The organism is Rhizobium etli CFN 42 (assembly GCF_000092045.1).
Classification (GTDB): Bacteria; Pseudomonadota; Alphaproteobacteria; order Rhizobiales; family Rhizobiaceae; genus Rhizobium; species Rhizobium etli.
On the sequence record NC_004041.2, the window covers coordinates 284,067 to 302,833 of the forward strand.

Here is an 18,767-nt window from a genome sequence, read left to right on the forward strand (position 1 = left end):
CCCCAATTGCTCGATTTTAAATCGATCGCTGAATTCGCAGTCCATGGCATGTGTCGGTCTCGATCGCGTCACAGTTCAGCTCTCGCCACTGGCAAAGAAATCCGCCGTCAAATATCGTGAAAGGTCTGGCGCAGCACGGCTTCACCGGCTCGGTTGCGCGCGCCAACTTGAAGCAGGCGACACCTTCGTTCAAAACGGACCAGACGCCCGGACAGTTCAGCTTGACGCCACCAATGCGGCTTCGATTGCGCAGGCGGCGGAGACGCGCATCCAGGAAACCTGCGGCAGGCTCGATGTTCACGGTGGCGATCGAGCGCGGTTAAATGCCTAGAACATGGCCTAAACACTCTTGTCGTTGATCTCGACGAAATGGGACCGTGTTCGGACCCCAATTATTTGTCCTTGCCGTACACAGGTGATGCTGCCGTTGGCTCCACTACATGCCCAGGGCGACAGGTTGTTGCACTGCGACAGGTCACCGTTCAAACCGCTCCAGCATTGTTCTCAACTGCGCGTTTTGCAGCCTTAGCTTTCTGGCTAGCTGCCTCCTGAGCACCCTGATGTCTTCGTCGAGGCTCATCTGGTCCGCAGTGTGAACTGCCGGGGCAGCGTTTGCAATCGCGGCTGATGCCTTCTTACGCGGGGCGACCTCGAGAGTTCGCTCGAGCCTCGTAGCATCGTGCCCAGCGGCGATGTCGGTACTAAGCCCGCCGAATGGAGGTGGATCGGCCGCCTCAACGTTTTTGGCATCTTGGCCTTCGACCTGATCGTGGCCACCGATTCCGACTTCCTTAGAAACAACAAACTCGGTGGAAATTGCAGGAGAATGGCCGTGACGGGGAGGCCCCTCGCTTGCCGGTCGAACGGCGCTTATCAGGCTCTTCTCGGCAGGCGTTTCGGTCGGACCGGCAATGGCCAATGTGTCCGGCGTAACCTTCTGGTCCGAGCCGTTTTCTCGCTTTTGTTCGCGACCCGGTGAGATCAGTCGGGCAAGAAGTTTCCAGGGAGACGCCATCTATCCGACCTCGCGTTTTATCCCGCAAGCAGGCAGTGAGTTTGGGGTCCGGCAACAGCATTACCGTTGCCGAATTGTTTGTCTCGATAAGAATGTAGATCCGGTCGCTTATTGACCGGCTGCTTATATCAATCGAGCTTGAGCCGTTTGCGCAGATCTTCATTTTCAGCGCGAAGTTTTCCAGCAAGAAGCTTGCGCAGCCGCTGATTTTCCTCTTCCAACTGCAAAAGGTCTGCCATTTCATCGCTCGCCGTCATCGGGGCAGCCGGCGCTGCCTGCACAGCCTTTGGAGCACGGCGCACAGGTGCGCGTTTGGCGCTCGCCGTGGCTTCGATAGCCTTTGTCTTGCGCCCTCTCCTCTTCACACCACCGTCCCCGGCCAGCGCAGCTGCCGGCTCTGCCGTAGCGTCAGCTAACGCGGTCTCGAGTGCCGCGACTTTTTTGGCGCGCGGTTTGCGCTGTTTCTTCGGCGCATTAGGCGTTTCGACAACGGTCTGTCCATCGACCTTGGTTGTCGTATTAGTCTCGTCGGCCATGCTCATCTCCTGTGTATCTGATGCAGTTGTCGACGGCCCGAGAGGCGCTGTCAACAACTGCTCGGCCTGATCTTGTTCCGGCAAAGACATTTCGCTGTCGGGTTTGCCACTCTGAGAGCTACCTGACAGAAAAGGCAATGCCTCTTCCTCTAGATCGCGCGCGACTGACTTTAGATCCACATTGCCCCAGATCGAGTTCGATCTGGCATCAAGTTTTCGCCTGCCGTTCTTGTACTCGACGGCAAAACTGCGTTGCACTTTTTTCAATATAAGAGGCCTTGGAGAATCCACGGGGTGGCTGATGTTATGCTGGAACAGCACGAATAGCGCCTACCGGACTACCAGTCTATACCCACGGTCTAGCCTGAGGCCAATTTTTTAGCGCCGCATTATTTTTTGGAGTTACCGCGGCCTCTGCCGATTTATCGTCCCGGTCCCTAAAGTGGTGAAGGAGCCGCGCACCAACCCAGGCTTCTCCTTCGTCGGCTGGCGCTTCAAAGACCAGATGCTGCGCACTTACGCCGGGGAAAATGTTGAAGCGCTTGGCCCACGTTTCGCGGCACTCGCAGCGGCGGTGCTGACCAAGACCGAACGCAGTTTCCTTGCAGCTAGCGCCGCCATTAGGCTCATTGATGTGCCGAGACGAACATGCGGCTTGGCTTTGTCGGCTGAAACAAGAGTAGCGAAGGAGTGTTGCTTTTATGACAAGACACGAGGAGTTTGTCGGTCGAATGTCACAGGCGGATCTGCCTTGCACACGGCCGCCATAGAGAGAAGGATGGGGTCGCCGCTCGCTTCACTGCTGAGTCACGCCATCGTTTTCGTGAATGCATTCCATCCAAACAATCGATTTTACTGATCGAAACGGTTGCCATTAGAAGACGCTGAAGAAGCGTTTTGTAAAAGCCGTAATTCGGAGTTCTTAAAATGGGTCCTCGGGTGCCGTGGAGACTGTGCTGGGAAAACGAGATGAGGCAGTCGGTCTGCTGCCTGGTCTCGATCGTTATCTTGCGCTCGACGTGATCGGGTAGAATCTTGGTCGTTGCTTCTCGACGTTTCAGTGGGCTCTCACGGGACGCACTTTTGCCCCGGTCGATGCCGCCTCCTATTCGTCTTCACCGCGCGCTGGTCATCTTTCTACTGCTTCCCCTTCTAGCGTTTGTTGCAGATCGGTTCTCACGCCGTGGGCGCCGTTCGACGTGATTATCAATGGCGGCCCCACCGCGTGGGAGCTGAGTTCGGTACTGGCGCATATGCGAATGACGGAGGCCGGCGGCGGAATTCTGTGTGCTATGCCTCGGAGCCAACGCAGGCGCACTCGCCGCTGCAAGGATACGGTCTGCGACCTTTGCAGCGACCACCAAACGTCGTTGTGGCTGTCGGGCGGAAAGATGAAGGACTGGGTAATGTGGATACGTTACGCGGCGTTACTGCCGCAAATGCTTCGGTCTGGGGCTCTGTTAGCGCCGATTGTCGGCAATCTCACCGATCCGGTCACGATCTGATTTCGGCTTCGACCCGTGAGCTCTAGCTGCACTGTCAAGCGCCACCCTATGAAACTGCGAAAGCCGGTGGCCAGACCAGAGCGACCTACCTTTCGAAACGAACTGGAGAGCAACATGCTGTGTCTAGGGCTCAGTGGCGGTCTAAGCAGAGTCTACGAAAATTCGTTCGATCTACCGAACACCTTTATGCACGATGGGGCTGCGGTTCTCGTTCGCGACGGGCGAGTGATAGCGGCGGTCGAGGAGGAGCGCCTTAACCGGATCAAGCACTCCAACAAGTTACCAACGCGTTCGATTCAATATTGCCTCGCATCTGCAGGTGTTCACCTGAGCGACATCGACCGCATCGCGTATTATGCGACCGAGGCCTATTGCAACGCTGTGCTCGAGCGCGTGCGCCTCTCTCACCCAAGTACCCCAATACCGGACGCGAGACTGTTGTTGTGCGGATTACTCGGGCAAGAATTTGGTGCCGAAATTGATCCCTCACGTGTGTCGTTCGTGAGCCACCATATGTCGCACGCGGTGAGCTCGTTTTTCATGTCGGGCTTCGAGCGAAGTTTGGTCCTCTCAATTGACGGCGGTGGAGACTTTCTTTCGGGGCTTTTGGCGATTGGTTCCAGCACGGAGATTGAGCCACTCGTGACATTTCCGGAGAATGATTCTCTAGGGCTGCTATACTTGGAAACGATCCGCTACCTAGGTTATGGCGCGTTCGATGAATATAAGATCATGGGTCTGGCACCTTACGGCAATCCCGCTTCGTACCGCGAGATCTTCGAACAATTTTACGAACTCCTAGACGACGGTGGTTATCGGGTCCATCTCGACCGAGTTGGTCCTACGTTGCTCAGTAACATTCAAATACGCCAGAAAGGCATGCCGTTCACGCAGCAGCATAAAGATGTGAGTGCTTCACTGCAGGAAGCACTGGAACGGATCGTGTTCCACGTCCTACGGCATTACACCAAGGTTACGGGCATCGAACGACTGTGTTTGGCCGGAGGAGTGGCTCACAACTGCACTTTGAATGGCAAGCTGCTGTACTCGGGGATGTTTGACGACATCTTCGTGCAACCGGCTGCCCATGACGCTGGCTGCGCACTAGGCGCCGCATTGATGGCGTCTCATGATCTGGGGCATCCGGCACCTCGTGAGCGTTTGCAAAACGTCTATTGGGGACCCGACCTGGAGAGCGAAGGAAGCGTGGAGGAGGAACTTTTTGCTTGGGGCCAGCATCTCGAAATTGAACGGAGTGATGACGTGACAGGCAAAGCAGCCGAATGGATTGCGGATGGCGCCGTGATCGCCTGGGTGCAGGGGCGTTCGGAGTTCGGTCCACGGGCGCTAGGCAACCGGAGTATTCTTGCTGATCCGAGGCCGGCGTCAAACAAGGATCGAATTAATATGATGGTCAAGAAGCGGGAAGGCTACCGCCCATTTGCTCCCTCGGTATTGGAGGAGGACGCCGTGGAATTTTTTGATCTGCCAGGTACCTTGCGCAAATTTCCTTTTATGAATTTCGTAGTGTCTGTGCGCGAACCCAAGCGTAGTTCGCTAGGCGCCATCACGCACGTAGATGGTACGGCTCGTTTGCAGACAGTGTCACGCGAGACAAATCCCGCATATTGGGAGCTAATCAATGCTTTCGGGAAGCGAACCGGCGTTCCGATCTTGCTCAACACGTCGTTTAACAACAACGCCGAGCCGGTAGTGGATTCGGTTAGGGATGCCGTAACGACTTTTTTGACGACCGACCTGGATGCACTTGTGATCGGTCCATTTCTCGTCAAGAAGCGAATCTCAACGATGGAGGAGTGGAATAAACTAGCAGTTTCCTTGCCACCTTACGCAAGTCTCCATCAGGCGCGTGCATATTCCACCCTGGATCGGCAAGAGACTGTATGTGAGATCCGCACAGGCGCCTCCAGCCTGCAGGCCGTGCGTATTTCACCGGAGTTGTTTGAACAGCTAATTAGGATTGAGGGAGAAGCCCTGGTTGGCGACATTTTGGATGGAATCGCGCCTGTTTCAGGTAGTCGTGAGACTTTCCTAAATGAACTTCGGCAGATTTGGGAGCAGCGTTGCATATGCTTAAGCCCGGTACGTGGCCGCAAATCACAGGTATCCGTCCCCGCTGAGGCCTCGGTGACTAGTGGGCTTTCAGCATAGCTTGGGGTCGCGTCGTTACGCCAAACAAACTCGCGAATAGCAAAGCCCGCGACCGACAATGCGCCGTGCCCACCTAATCGCACGGCGACGCGTCAACAACCATGTCGAAAGAAGGGCCAAATGGCTCGGTATTTCAGTGATATCCTGTCCGAGCTCGTTCAGCAGGGGCACTTCGAAAAGTTAAGGAGACTGTGATGGATCCGGTGTGTGAGTTAAACGTACATCGACAGATCGTTTCGCTTCTCGATAAGCCTAACCCTGTAATCTTTGACATTGGGTGCAATGACGGAAGCGATGCTCAACGCTTTCTGCGCCTTCTTCCGAGCGCCCAGCTCTATTGCTTTGAGCCAGACCCCAGAGCCGCTGCACGCTTCAAGGAGAAAATGGGTTCTGATCGGGATCGGATGAGGCTATCCGAGGTTGCGATCAGCGACCGAAACGGGATGATCGAGTTTCATCCCAGCAATGGCAATGACAGCGCTAAGGAATGGGATCTCTCGGGCTCGATACGCCGTCCCAAGAACCATCTTTCTGAGTACGAGTGGGTTCGGTTTGACCCTCCGATTTCGGTTGAGACTAGGTCCTGTTGACAAAGTGGATTCCCAAATCAGCCTAGGCGTGATTCAAGACTGCTTTTTAGGAAGCAGCTATGGCACGAGGCGATTTGAGTGATGAGGAATGGCGGATTGTCGAACCGCTATTGCCGACCGAGCGTGGTCGCAAGTCTCGGCCATCCCACGACAACCGCCGCTTTTTTAACGGGATGCTCCATGTTCTGCGCGTCGGCTGTCCGTGGCGCGATATGCACGAGCGATATGGAAAGTGGAATTCGGTCTATGTTCGTTTCCGCCGCTGGGCCGAACAAGGTGTTTGGGACGCACTTCTGGAAACGCTTGTCGAACTTGGATTGACCGATGACTGGCAACATATGATTGACAGCACCACGGTTCGCGGCCATTCGCAGGCTGCGGGCGCTAAAGGGGGACTTATAAGGAGGGTTTTGGTCGATCACGCGGCGGCTTTACGACAAAAGTCCATGCCCGCGCAGACGGTCAGGGACGTCCTCTCGGCTTTGTCCTGACAGGTGGCGAGGCTTCTAATTATAGCTAGCGCCGTTCCAGCGCTTCTTACCATACCCGTTGGCAAACCTAAATCATTCCTTGCTGACAAGGGCTACGACGGCGACTCCGCCCGCGAAGAGTTGCTGATCCACGGCATTCGGCCCGTGATTCCGCCAAAAGCGAACCGGAAAGACCCGCCTTCCTGCGACTTCAAAGTTTATAAAGACCGCAACCGCATCGAACGAATGTTCAACCGGCTCAAACAGTTCCGACGGATTGCCACCCGTTACGACAAGACCCGAACTTCCTTCGAAGCGTTCCTTTTGCTGGCCGCCGCAAAAATCTGGCTGCCGCACTTCATGGAACGCCTTTAGCCCAGCAATGGCTCAAATCGCCTGTAAGCCCACCATCGCCTATCAACCGGAACCTTCGGTCCATCCGATGGTGGGGATGTGAAGACAGTCATTATTGTTTCATAACCGAAATCCGAGATGACCTCGGATGCGACTACCTCCATGCGTTCGCGGTCATCATCGCTGAAATCGGGATCGACCAAGAATTCGAGGACAATCTCGTTGCCACTCCAGCCACACGTAACGGCGGCGAGCGTCGATGATACGGCCCCGAGCAAGGCGCGTTGCACACTAAGTCGAAGTCGTATTTCCCGATCAGCTCCAGACATCAAATCCTCCGTTAGGAGCCATCTTATCGCATTATCACTGCTGACTTTGTCAACAGGACCTAGGAGTGGAGGGTGACGTTTTGCTTAAAAACACAAGCCTATAGCCGGTTCCCTTTTTGGGATTCAAGAACCGCGCCGAGTTTGCCGGAGGCTTCAACTCATGAGAGATTGGAGCCGATATGAGCAAGACAACGAACAAATTCTCGCCTGAAGTCCGTGAGCGTGCCATCCGCATGGTGCTGGATCACGAAGCCGAGCACCCCGCGCGGTGGGCTGCCGTTTCATCTATCGCGGCCAAGATCGGCTGCTCGCCGGCCACGCACGCTGCACGAATGGGTGAAGAAGACCGAGGTCGATAGCGGTAAGCGAGCAGGCCGGCCGAACGATGTCGCCGAGAATATGAATGCTCTTGAGCGGGAGAGCCGCGAGCTTCGTCAGGCCAACGAGATTCTGCGCAAAGCGTCGGCGTATTTTGCCCAGGCGAAACCTGCCACCGGAAAAGACGCTCGACAGCTTTGATTTTGATGCAGTCCCTATGGTCTCCAAGGCCCAGGTCATGGCCATTGCCGCTGCGACAGCTGGGTCGCGAAAGGTGCCAATATCCTCATGTTCGGTCCGCCGGGCGGCGGAAAGAGCCATCTCGCCGCGGCCCTCGACCTCGCGCTGATCGAGAACGGTTGGCGGGTGCTGTTCACTCGCACGACCGACCTCGTCCAGAAACTGCAGGTCGCACGGCGTGAACTCCAGATCGAATCCGCCGTCGCAAAGCTCGACAAGTTCGATCTGCTTATCCTCGACGACCTGGCCTACGTCACCAGGACCAGGCCGAAACCCGCGTGCTCTTCGAACTCATCTCCCAAGATATGAGCGGCGGTCCATCATCATCACCGCCAATCAGCCCTTTGGAGAATGGAACCGCGTCTTTCCGGACCCGGCCATGACGCTTGCCGCGGTGGACCGACTTGTTCATCACGCTACGATCATTCGAAATGAACGTCGAAAGCTAATGGCGACGTTCCGCGATGGAAGCTAAACGTGGTCGACCCAGCCGGCTTGCGGCCATTACCTCTATCTCATTGCAAACGATGACACTGAAACGTCAGGAATCCGGTCTTCTCCATACAAGGCAGCCGATCGAACAAAATGTCGTAGCCTGACGGGAGACGCAGGGGTGTCCCTCCCGCACGCGGCGCCCTTTGCTATCCCGGATGAAGGGGATGGCGGCAACGACATGCGCAAGCCCACTGAGGATAGAAGGACTGGGTGAAAAGGCGCCCCTGAAAACAGTGGGTTTGGCGACACTTGTTGGCTCGGGCAGGCAAGACGTCGTCTACATGCATCAAATGGATGACTCGCATTTAAACAATAGATTTCACCAATTTTCGCGGATGCTCCATAGACGGCCGTCTCCACTCCACCGGGTATGATCCGTTGAAAGGCTCTCAACCAATCCAACAACGCCTGTAGCCCCGAAGCACTGGCGGCGGGAATGGCATCAATCCTACCTGGTATCGCCTGGCCTTAGTCGAAGAAAGGAAACGTCTCATGAAGGTTATTGGTTACTACGTCATCGTTGCAGCGTTGCTCGCATTGACATTGCGGGCCGGGCCGTCACTTGCAGCAGATGATCGTAACCAAGATTGTGGCCCGGCGGCAAGTGACCCCCGCGCAAACCTGAATGGTGCTGACAAAGCCCATTCAGCGGAGCACACTCAAGACTTCAATTGCCAAGATACTCCTGCCGAAGAAGGTGAGTGCTACGAGTGCGTCTTACCCCCCGAAGTACATATTGAAGGCGCCGAAGTGATCGACGTCGCAGACCGAAACCTTTATCCGCGGAAAACACTGCTACTCGCCAGAATGATCAGGCACCACTGAATCGTGTCGGTTGAAGGTAGCAGTAAGACCATCAAAGCCACGGCGGCTGGAACATCGATACTTTCTCAATTTTAGGCGACCCTTTGCTTGCTGATCTCTCGTGGCGCCGCACACTGCGAGACCAAGCCTTTTCACCTTTTATCTCGCCACCTCGCTATGGATGAAGACATGCGGTTCAAGGGCCTTGATCTGAATCTCCTCGTCGCACTCGACGCCTTGATGACCGAGCGTAATCTCACGGCGGCAGCGCGCAGCATCAACTTGAGCCAACCGGCCATGAGCGCGGCCGTCGGCAGGTTACGCACCTATTTCAATGACGACCTTTTTACCATGGTCGGTCGCGAACTCGTTCCAACCCCGCGTGCGGAGCGGCTCGCGCCTTCGGTCCGCGAGGCTCTGCTTCACATCCAGGTTTCGATCATATCCTGGGATCCGTTTTGCCCTGCTCAATCGGATCGCTGCTTCAGAGTCATTCTTTCCGATTACGCCGCACTCGTTTTTTTTGAAAAGGTCGTGACGCGTGTCGCCCGAGAAGCGCCCGCCGTCAGCTTCGAGTTGCTGCCGATCGCCGATAACTACGATGATTACTTGCGGCGCGGTGACGCCGATTTTCTCATCTTTCCGGAATTGCTCATGTCGCGCGCACATCCTAAGGTGGCGTTATTCGAGGAGACCCTCGTGTGCGTGGGCTGCCGCTCGAACAAGCTACTCTCGGAGCAACTTACACTCGAGAGGTATATGTCGATGGGGCACGTTGTGGTGAAGTTTGGGAACGCTGCTTCCATCGAGGAATGGTGTTTGCTTGGGCACGGGCTTAAGAGACATGTCGAAGTAGTCGTGCAGGGCTTCAGCATGGTTCCGTTCATGCTTTCAGGGACCGAGCGCATAGCGACAATGCCCTTACGCCTGGTCAAGCAGCTCGAAAAGACAATACCCCTGCGGATCGCTGACCTTCCGCTACCTTTGCCCGCGTTCACACAGGCCCTCCAATGGCCCGCGCTTCACAATAGTGATCAGGCAAGCCTCTGGATGCGGGACGTGCTATGCCAGGAAGCATCCCGCATGCCTTCGCCCCATGAGGTAATGAGACGTCTCAGGATTTCCTAGCATTCTTTCGTGGTTTTGTCGTTCGGCGTGATTCATGGCGTCGGAATGAGGAGCCTCTTTGAAACGCCGCCGCTACAGTCTCACGGATGATCGATGATCCTGTCGCCGCTGGCCCAACAGCCGCGCTGACTGACGACCAAGTATGGAGGAACTGGACAGATGCTCTCCTACGCCCGCCGTTCAGCCGACCAATGAAACAACCTCCTCGACAGTTTGTCGACGACGCAAGTCGAAGGTTCACGCAGCTCCAATCGACATTAGCAAGGAGCGGCAAACCAACCCCTAATATGGGACGGGTTCACCACATCCGAGCCGTGGCGCCAGATTGCCCTCCGGTAATACCTCAACGTCTTTATTTTTGCGGCAGAACATTCTCACTGCCCTTTTCCACCTGATCGATCACGAGCAGCTTTACCGGCTCGGTGCCGTTGTTCGCCCCTTTATGCCATATGCCCCAGGACTCGACGATAAAATCCCCTGCCGTGAAAATGCTTTCTTTCCCAGATTCTGTATTGGTGACCGTGATCTCCCCCGAAAGCACATAGCCATAGCGCTGATAGCGATGCTGATGAATTGGTAACGTCGCACCGGGCGCAATCTCATAAATCGAAGCGATGACCTCGACATCCTTCCGTGGAACGATGATGGGCTGACCGGCAATCGTACGATCGGTCCTTAAGATAAGCGTAGCCGCGACCGCTTTGTTTTCGAACGCGTTCGCGGGACACGCCAGAGCAAAGAGCGCCGTAGCGATTGAGATGACCTTCATTTGCTTTTCTCCTGATACACGCCGGATCTTCCTGAAGGGTGTTTGCTTCCGAGTTCGGCCAGTTGCAGAGCGAAAAACCTGCATCGTCTCGCCGGCGCCGACATGGGTTCGTTTGTTCCCGGACTATGATGATTATCTTCAGAGCTCTGCGGGTCTTTTCAAGACACTGCATCGCAATACCCCTCCTGGCGTGGTGGCGAGTGGCGTCAAGACATCAGGCGCCGACGCAACAGCGCTGCCGACAGGAAGAACGGCAAAAGCGCGTAGATGCAAAGCGCGCCTATATGCAGGCCCATGCTGCTCGCGGGGCGCCCAAGCATTGCCGGGCGTATGAGGTCGATCGCATGCGCTAGAGGCAAGAACTGCGCTACCTGCTGAAAAGTCTGGGGCAGTTGCGTGATTGGAAACACCGCGCCGCACAAGAACAGCATTGGTGTGAGGACGAGCGTCTGGTAAAAAATGAAATACTCGTAACTGGGCGCAAGCGCCGTGACTACCATCGCAAGGCTCGCGAATGCAAATCCAGTGAGCATGATAATTGGCAGCACATAGACGACTGATGGCCACGTCGCATAGCCTAGCACGGTGGCGACGATTATGATTCCCGTACCGGCAAGAAATGCCTTGCTCGCTGCCCATGCCAACTCACCCAGGATGATGTCCCCAAGTGTCATTTGTGTGTAGAGCATGGCTTCCCAGGTGCGTTGGGCGTGCATTCGCGTAAAGGCCGCGTAAATCGTCTCGAACGTCGCAGACGTCATCGCGCTTGTCGCCACCATGCCGCCCGCCAAGAATGCAACGTAGGTTGTGCCGTCAACGCGACCCACAATAATTCCGAGGCCAAGGCCGAGGCCAAACAGGTAGATCATAGGATCGGCCAGACTTCCAACAATTGACGCAAGTGCTACTTTCTTCCATGCCAGATAGTTGCGTCGCCATATCGCAATCCAGTTAAAAGCGTTGGCGGGCAGAGCCGCAGCACAACCTTCATCCATCGTTCACTTCTCCATCTCGCGCCCGGTCAACCGCAAAAATACATCCTCAAGATTCGGCGGACGCTGCAGAATGCGCAAGCCCGCGCGCTGCCGTAACCGCACACGCACCTGCTCCGGGTCGGACACATAGCAAAAAAGGGTCTCGCCGCTAATTTCGATGCGATCGGCATATGGCCCGACCAGCGATTCCAACTCATGCGGATCGCCGCCGTAGATCTCAATGACTTCGCACCCGATCAGTTCATCGATCAGGTCATGCGGACGCCCTTCGGCAATGCTGCGACCTCCTTCGAGTACGCAGAGTCGATCGCATAACCGTTCGGCTTCTTCCATGAAATGGGTGGTCAAGATGATCGTTTTGCCGCGCGTAAGCAGGGAACGCAGGCGCTCCCAGATCAGGTGGCGCGCGTGCGGGTCGAGACCGGTGGTCGGCTCGTCCATGACAAGTAGCTGCGGGTCATTGATCAACGCACGCGCTAGCGTCAGGCGCCGCTTCATGCCGCCTGAAAGTTCAGACACACGCGCATTCACCTTGCTCTCTAGGCGTGCAAACTCAAGGAGCGACGACATGACCGCCTCGACTTTGCGTGTATTCATGCCGAAGTAGCGGCTGTAGACCAGCAGATTCTCGCGCACAGTGAATTCAGGCTCAAGGTTGTCGAATTGCGGCACCACGCCGATACCCTTTCGCGCCAAGCGAGCCTGGGCAGGCACCGGCACGCCGAGCACGGTAATCTTCCCCGCATCAGGGGCTGTCATGCCAAGGATCATGCGTGCGATCGTGCTCTTGCCCGCGCCGTTCGGTCCAAGCAGCCCGAAGCATTCCCCCGGGGAAACGCGGAACGATAGCGCGCTGACCACGGCCTTGTCGCCATATGTCTTACTTACGTCGGAAAAATCTATTGCGGTCATGAACATGCGCTCATCTGACCGTCGGGCGCCGTTGACCGGCATTTCTTCGGTTGGTTGGGTTCTTCCTGGTCCATCGCACCGTATGTGTTCATTGCGTCTCCATTAAAGGGCTGCAGCAGAATCCGGGAAAACGCCTCGTCCGTGGTAATTGGCACTCGTGTTGCAGAGCAGCCGAATGTCCCTGAGCTTGTTACATTCGAAGAGTAGCTCGGCGCCTTCACGGAGAGAGTGCCTGGGATGGTCTGAAATCGTGCAGATTCATCGAGATGGACAACAGCCGGAATTCTGTCCTGGCATCTCATCCGGGTCTGATGGTTAAACAACATTTCGCAATCCGGAGTTCGAGGGCTGACTATATAAGGCGCACGGGTCCTCCAGGCAGATCGGCGCCACGAGGCGGAGCCACGGGCTGCGGTGGCCGCGCGGCACCTATCACGAGGATAGTTCTTGCAGGGAAATGCCCTGTCATTGGAACGAGACCGGAGCCCTCGACGGATTCGAGAGAACTTTCAGCATTGCACCCCAGCCGTCGATGATGATTTGATCAAGAACGCGTGGATCCGGACCGTGTTGCGCCAAAGCGGCGCCAATCGCGTCGAGATTGTCGACAGTTTCATATCGCGGGTTGCTGCCCCGCTTCTCCTGCTCGACGCAGAAGGCGAGCCACCCATCCTCGACAAGCGCGTCCGCTCCGTCATGGGTCAATTTGATACCACAGATGCGCATAGTGTCTCCATGTCTGAACGTCGAGGGTTGAGCCGTTAGGAGGCAGAAAACGGATTTCGGAAACAGGCGAGCAAGCAATCTTCGTTGACCGACTCACCCCGACACTCAAGCCGCTCTACCTCGAGCAAAGTTTCGTTCAGCATGCCGAGGATCGTCTCAGCACCAGCAACGTGGCCCCAGCGACGACAGTTGGCGTCGCGCGCCGATCCGAAAACCAGATATCCATCTGGCGCAAGCATCCGCACTAAATTCCGAACAGCCCCTCTCATCTCGGCTATTCCTCCGATGTAGTAGAGCACTTCCGCCACAACGATCAGATCAAACCTCTCGTCAGGTGAAAACTGTTGAACATCAGAGACTATCCAGCTGATGTGCGGAGAACCCCTTATGCGTCGACGCGATCTTTCTATAGCCTGAGGCACAACATCGATCACGGTGAGCCGTTTGCAGTGGGGGGCTAGCTGCACCGTAAATGCGCCGGCAGCGCATCCCACTTCGAGCGCACTTGAGATGGATCCCTGGGCAAGCGCCAAGCGGAGCATTTGCGTGTGACGCTCACGCTCGAATGGATTGGCGTCGAGTCCCCATGGATCGGGTGCAGCCAGTTCCCGATTCAGCAATTGATAATTGTCGCTCTGTGTCAACTCGTTCACCTCGGTAAATAGATCTTACTCGTCGCTGCACATGCAGTCAGACGTCGTTCGCCTGGCAGGATGGCGGGCGGGCTTGAGCCTTCGAGGCGCTGTCGCATGTCCAGAACATTCTGTAGTGCGTGCATCAGCCGTCGGATGTTGATTCGAGTTGCCAGCAGAGCTGCGCGACAGCCAGTCGCTATTGCTCAGCGTGCACAGCGCGTAGGCTTTCAAGGGCAGTAGCAGAAAAATATTGATGAATGTATGCAGAGAGAATCCGAGGAACCGTAGTTGGCGGGCCCGAAGCGCTACAACGCTGCAGCGGATCATCGTCATGGCCACAATCATCAGGGCTGCCAACCAAGGCGCGGTGCCCGTCAATGCAAGCTGTGCGAGTCCCGTCAGCACTGATAGTGCCAGAAGCAGCGGTCCGAGGTTCTGTCCGACGACGTCGAGCGTAAGGAAGCGATTGAGGTTGGGCAGCAGGCGCAGCCCAAGCAACGTGTCCCGGAACGTGCTCCGCGCCCAGCGTAGTTGTTGGCGCAGATACGGTCCTAGCTTGTTCGGAACGACTGTCGCTGCGATGGCGCTCGGCACGTACTCTGTTCGAAAGCCTGCCTTCAGCATGAGAATGGTGAGATGCCGATCCTCACCGAAATCGCTTGGCTTTCCCCGAAAATACTGTGACTCGTACTGGTCAAGCAGCGAAGCGAGCGCAGAGCGACGGTACATAACACATGGACCGCAGCAGCACATAACGGCACCGAAGCGAGCTTGTGCCGCACGCTCCTCGTTGCAAGCCAGCCAGTACTCCATGTCGATCAAACGGGTCAGCCAACTGTCGTTTCGGTTGCGGGCCGTCAACTGTCCCATGGCCGCGCCGACAGCCGCATCTTGCATTTTAGGCACGAGCTTCCTGATGACATCAGATGCGAGGATCGTGTCGGAGTCGACGTTTAACACCATATCTCCAGCAGAGCGGCGTATCGCAGCGATCTGTGCCTTCCGTTTGCCGACATTCTGGGGAAGCAGGAGAATATTGAATCTGGGGTCTCGCGCGAAGGCCTCGTGCACAAGTCGCAAAGCCTCGCGATTTTCGGAACCGTCATCAACTAGGTAAACCTGCAGCCTTCCCCCGTATTCCTGACCCGCAATAGAAGCCAGGCACTCCGAAAGCGTGCGGGGATCCTCGTTGAAGCTTGGCACGATGACATCTACGCTGGGCAGCTCGTCAAAGCCGCCCAAGCCGTGGGACGCCAATGAAACATCGGTCGGCAGAGAATAAACGGCCTGCATGCTTTTATATGCAGTCGAGAGAAGTGCATAAAGCGAGACGGCGACAGTGCTGGTTGTGTCAAGCATATCCATCGGATCTTCAGAACTCCCGAGGAAGCGAGCGAAATACAAAGCCGCGATCATGCAAAGCTGGAATTATGCTAGATAACGCCATGATAGTCTGGTGGCGCAGACTGTGGTCAGCTCCTTGCTGCATTTCACTGGAGGGACAACCGTCGTGCAAGAGCACGATTGACCCCGGCCGGACAGACTGCAGCACATCATTAACAATGGCGTCGGCCCCGGGAAGAGACCAGTCTCGCGGATCTACCGACCAGTGCACGGCAGTGAGTTCCGCATTCGCCGAAGCCTTGAGCACTTCTTCGGTCCAGATGCCGTAAGGAGCTCGGATGTGCCGCACCACCGCCTGAGGCGACGCCATTTTTATGGCTCTGTTTGTCTCGAGTATCTGACGTTGCACCTCGTCGGGTTCGCAGTCAGACAGGTCTGGATGCGTCATTGTGTGGTTGGCGACTTCATGCCCCTCTGCAATCATTCGCTGGATCAATTTCGATTGATCGGCCAGGAACTCGCCGATGACGAAGAATGTTGCCGGCACCCGGTGTTCAGCCAGAATATCGAGAATCTCCGGTGTACAAAATGGATGCGGACCGTCGTCGAACGTCAAATAAACGCTGTGACGACCAGTGCCGTCATCGCGCTCACCGTGCACTTCGCACGAGCAATCGAGGTGCGTCATTGCTCTCGTCCTTTCCGGTAAATTATCCTGGTGGCCATTCGGAGACCGGCCGCCCAAAGGTAGGATGATGACGCCGCGCGTGGACGCAGGTCGAAACGCGCGTGTGGCAGCGTGTAGCGTACGCCGTTTCCCAAAATAGCGGTCACCAGACCGCCTCGTTTGAATCTGTCAATACGCGGCTCGTTGCGGACTGTACCGAGTGCGAATGTAAATTCCCTCGACATGGTCGGAGTTGCGATTCCTTTTCCGCAACGGTTCCCAACGCACGTAAATCGCATGCAAAGGCCTCATAATCTTTGCCGATTTGCCAAAACGATCGATCTTGCGATCAAAGTGACGATTGGTCGCGAACCCCGACCTATCGACGATTGCAAGATGATGCAATGGGCTGATCGAACGCTTATGCTAGCATTACATTCCAAAGCCACACATTTGACCCCTCTACACCACTGGCGCGCCATCGACGACTTGATTTCCGTCAAGATGCTCGTCTAATGGATCATGCCATTCAATTCGTAAAATCGATTGTTTGGATGATACCCATCCACGCCATAGATAAAATTCGAGCCACAGTTCCTGCTAACGGACCGAGCCTGTTGTCGTGGCTGACGCCGGATTTCCGTCGTCGCTCCCTTGACGAACTTATCATGGCTCGGCATTGGCGGCTTTCTAACCTACTCTGGGTAAAGCTCCGGAGCAGATTGAAACCTTCCGGAAGCCTGAAAGCGCCGGATAGAATTGATCGGCTATGGCTGTCAAACGACTCGAGGAACTAGTCCCACTTGCCGAATTGAAGAACGGACCCCATCGGTTTGCGTTTCGTTAGATCCGAGCACTGGCCCCAATCTTCCGCAGACGGTCGGAGCGTCGCTTTTGGCTAAGCCGATAACTGTCGCCCGGATGGTGACCACCGTCGAGAGGTGAAAGCAGGCGGTCCAATAATGCTGTGACGACCACGCGACTATGGATCGAGCTGTTGTCGTAGCGCGGAACACATTTGGAAAACAAACGGGCGCGATGGGCCTCCAAGTGGAGGTAACCGAGCTCGTCTGAATCAACAACCTGGGCCGCGGCACGATCATCGACTGCTTGTCCAGCGAGCCGCAGTTGTGAGACTCGCCAGCATCGCCGCCACGGTGGCAGCCGTGACGCAATGGTGGCCACACTTATCCATCAAGCGGATGGAGATTATCCAAACAATCGATTTTACGGATTCCCCAGGATGCTCCAGAAGACGCATGAAATAGAGATCAGGTAGCGGGAAAGGACGGGAATTGGCTAGATCGGCGCCACCCTCGATGAATCGGCGAAGCGCGCCAACATGAGCCGTACCGCAACGTAAGCTCCGGCCTCTCGCTCCGAGCCAAGTGCGATGCCGATGGGTTGGATCGGGTGCGAGATAAACGACTGAACGATGACGGAGGGCTATGCGGCGGCTTCAATGCCCGGACTGAAAAGGCGTATGGCGCCGCAACTTCCAGTCTGGCGTAAAATGGTAAATCTGTGCGACGAAGGGTCATGCATAAAATTGGCGAGAATCACGAGCGTTGATGCAGGTCCGGGAATTGATATGCAAAATTTCAGCAGGATTTAAGCCGATGCGCTTTTCCAGAACAAGGCAACGAACATGCTCGCTGGCGACCTGAAGAGGGATCGGTATGTTGTTTCTCGACGGCGGACTGGTTTCGGTGATTGTCTCTGGTCGCTGGCGGCAGCTTGGCGCTATGCACAGCGAACGGGGCGGACGCTGGCCATCGATTGGCGTGGCTCCTGCTATCTCAATCAACCCTTCACGAACGCTTTTACGGTGTTCTTCGAGCCGATTCAAGATATTGCTGGCGTACGGGTTATTTGCGATGACCAGATCAACCAGTTCTCATTTCCGGGACCGTTCTTCCCATCATGGTGGAACAAGCCCTCAATCGAGAGCGTTTACCGCCCCGATGAGCAAATTTTCCGGGAACGTGACGAACTGACCGAGCTTCTTCAAGCCCAGGACGATACTGATGCCAACACGGTAGTCTGTGATGCCTGTTTAATGTGGCGGTGCGACCAAGCTGCCGAACGCCAGATATTTCAGAGCCTCAACCTTAGACCTGAAATTCAGGCTCGTATTCACGCCATCTATCAGGAGCACTTCAAGGGGCGCAGTATCATCGGTGTGCACGTACGGCATGGCAATGGCGAAGATATAATGGACCATACGCCCTACTGGGCCGATCCGGAGTTGGCCTTACGCCAGGTGTGCACTGCCATCGAGAAGGCCAAAGCGCTACCGCATCGACGCCCTGTGATGGTTTTCTTGTGTACGGACAGCGCGCAGGTACGGGACCATTTACTCGGTGTGTTCCCCGATCTAATCACTATCCCGAAATGCTTCCAGGCGGCCCAGGCCGGGCCATTACACAGTGCATCGCTGGGAGTGGACGGTGGTATCTCTGCTCTTACAGAGATGTACCTTCTCGCCCGATGCGATACGGTAATTCGCTTTCCGCCGACCAGCGCCTTTACGCGCTATGCCCGTCTCTTCGTGCCACGTGTTATTGAGTTCGACTTGAAAAATCCGACTCGCTTGATCTTGACTGATGAATCGTCCGAGCATGAGCCGGCTTGATGAACCGGCACTCCGCTGAACAAATTCTCGGCGCCCTCGCAGGATTGAGGAGAGGTGTTCACTGGATCGCGATGTGGGCGCAGCACCCGACGAGACAAGGCCGGGGCGCATCTTCTCCTAGCGTCTCG

Annotated in this window: 15 protein-coding genes and 4 pseudogenes; 9 read left to right on the forward strand and 10 right to left on the reverse strand. The window is 55.9% G+C overall.

Annotated elements, in window-relative coordinates; genetic code table 11:
• Positions 1-16: 16 nt before the first annotated feature.
• The 3 genes from RHE_RS34010 to RHE_RS30745 all read right to left on the reverse strand — a co-directional run bounded on the left by RHE_RS34010 (position 17) and on the right by RHE_RS30745 (position 1,818).
• Positions 17-301, reverse strand: a complete 285-nt coding sequence (locus RHE_RS34010; protein ID WP_010065539.1) for a hypothetical protein — start codon at positions 299-301, stop codon at positions 17-19.
• A gap of 174 nt (positions 302-475) precedes the next feature.
• Positions 476-1,015, reverse strand: a complete 540-nt coding sequence (locus tag RHE_RS30740) for a hypothetical protein (RefSeq protein ID WP_004679185.1) — start codon at positions 1,013-1,015, stop codon at positions 476-478.
• A 128-nt stretch (positions 1,016-1,143) separates the two neighbouring features.
• Positions 1,144-1,818: a transcriptional regulator gene (locus tag RHE_RS30745; protein WP_029875595.1), complete on the reverse strand. Its 675-nt coding sequence runs from the start codon at positions 1,816-1,818 to the stop codon at positions 1,144-1,146.
• A 175-nt stretch (positions 1,819-1,993) separates the two neighbouring features.
• Between RHE_RS30745 and RHE_RS32715 the strand changes: the two genes are divergently transcribed.
• The 8 genes and pseudogenes from RHE_RS32715 to nodD1 all read left to right on the forward strand — a co-directional run bounded on the left by RHE_RS32715 (position 1,994) and on the right by nodD1 (position 9,956).
• Positions 1,994-2,410 carry a hypothetical protein gene (locus RHE_RS32715; RefSeq protein ID WP_011053452.1) on the forward strand — a complete coding sequence of 139 codons (417 nt, stop codon included), beginning with the start codon at positions 1,994-1,996 and terminating at the stop codon, positions 2,408-2,410.
• Between the two features lie 760 nt (positions 2,411-3,170).
• Positions 3,171-5,228, forward strand: coding sequence for a carbamoyltransferase family protein (locus RHE_RS30755; RefSeq protein ID WP_011053454.1), 2,058 nt, complete (start codon positions 3,171-3,173; stop codon positions 5,226-5,228).
• Between the two features lie 194 nt (positions 5,229-5,422).
• Positions 5,423-5,818, forward strand: a complete 396-nt coding sequence (locus RHE_RS30760; RefSeq protein WP_011053455.1) for an FkbM family methyltransferase — start codon at positions 5,423-5,425, stop codon at positions 5,816-5,818.
• Positions 5,819-5,877: 59 nt separating this feature from the next.
• Positions 5,878-6,663, forward strand: a pseudogene (locus tag RHE_RS35230) (IS5 family transposase).
• 487 nt (positions 6,664-7,150) lie between these two features.
• Positions 7,151-7,445, forward strand: a pseudogene (locus RHE_RS33130) (transposase); the annotation flags it as partial.
• 7 nt (positions 7,446-7,452) lie between these two features.
• A pseudogene (gene istB, locus RHE_RS33135) lies at positions 7,453-8,128 on the forward strand (IS21-like element helper ATPase IstB); the annotation flags it as partial.
• A gap of 388 nt (positions 8,129-8,516) precedes the next feature.
• On the forward strand, positions 8,517-8,849 hold the full coding sequence (gene nolE / locus RHE_RS30785) for a nodulation protein NolE (protein ID WP_010022281.1): 333 nt from the start codon (positions 8,517-8,519) through the stop codon (positions 8,847-8,849).
• Positions 8,850-9,017: 168 nt separating this feature from the next.
• Entirely contained in the window at positions 9,018-9,956 is a 939-nt protein-coding gene (gene nodD1, locus RHE_RS30790) for a transcriptional regulator NodD1 (protein ID WP_029532439.1), read from the forward strand.
• 352 nt (positions 9,957-10,308) lie between these two features.
• Here nodD1 and RHE_RS30795 read toward each other — a convergent pair whose 3' ends face one another.
• The 7 genes and pseudogenes from RHE_RS30795 to nodB all read right to left on the reverse strand — a co-directional run bounded on the left by RHE_RS30795 (position 10,309) and on the right by nodB (position 16,025).
• Positions 10,309-10,725 (reverse strand): cupin domain-containing protein, encoded by a 417-nt coding sequence (locus RHE_RS30795; protein ID WP_010020624.1) that lies wholly within the window; start codon positions 10,723-10,725, stop codon positions 10,309-10,311.
• A gap of 206 nt (positions 10,726-10,931) precedes the next feature.
• Positions 10,932-11,720: an ABC transporter permease gene (locus RHE_RS30800; protein ID WP_011053461.1), complete on the reverse strand. Its 789-nt coding sequence runs from the start codon at positions 11,718-11,720 to the stop codon at positions 10,932-10,934.
• Between the two features lie 3 nt (positions 11,721-11,723).
• Positions 11,724-12,674, reverse strand: a complete 951-nt coding sequence (nodI, locus tag RHE_RS30805; protein WP_016737487.1) for a nodulation factor ABC transporter ATP-binding protein NodI — start codon at positions 12,672-12,674, stop codon at positions 11,724-11,726.
• Positions 12,675-13,154: 480 nt separating this feature from the next.
• A pseudogene (locus RHE_RS30810) lies at positions 13,155-13,358 on the reverse strand (carbamoyltransferase N-terminal domain-containing protein); the annotation flags it as partial.
• A 35-nt stretch (positions 13,359-13,393) separates the two neighbouring features.
• Positions 13,394-14,011 (reverse strand): nodulation methyltransferase NodS, encoded by a 618-nt coding sequence (gene nodS / locus RHE_RS30815; protein WP_011053463.1) that lies wholly within the window; start codon positions 14,009-14,011, stop codon positions 13,394-13,396.
• 15 nt (positions 14,012-14,026) lie between these two features.
• Positions 14,027-15,358 (reverse strand): chitooligosaccharide synthase NodC, encoded by a 1,332-nt coding sequence (gene nodC, locus RHE_RS30820; RefSeq protein ID WP_011053464.1) that lies wholly within the window; start codon positions 15,356-15,358, stop codon positions 14,027-14,029.
• A gap of 7 nt (positions 15,359-15,365) precedes the next feature.
• Positions 15,366-16,025, reverse strand: coding sequence for a chitooligosaccharide deacetylase NodB (gene nodB / locus RHE_RS30825; protein WP_011053465.1), 660 nt, complete (start codon positions 16,023-16,025; stop codon positions 15,366-15,368).
• Between the two features lie 1,627 nt (positions 16,026-17,652).
• Between nodB and RHE_RS30830 the strand changes: the two genes are divergently transcribed.
• Entirely contained in the window at positions 17,653-18,639 is a 987-nt protein-coding gene (locus RHE_RS30830) for a nodulation protein NodZ (RefSeq protein WP_010025697.1), read from the forward strand.
• Positions 18,640-18,767: the final 128 nt, after the last annotated feature.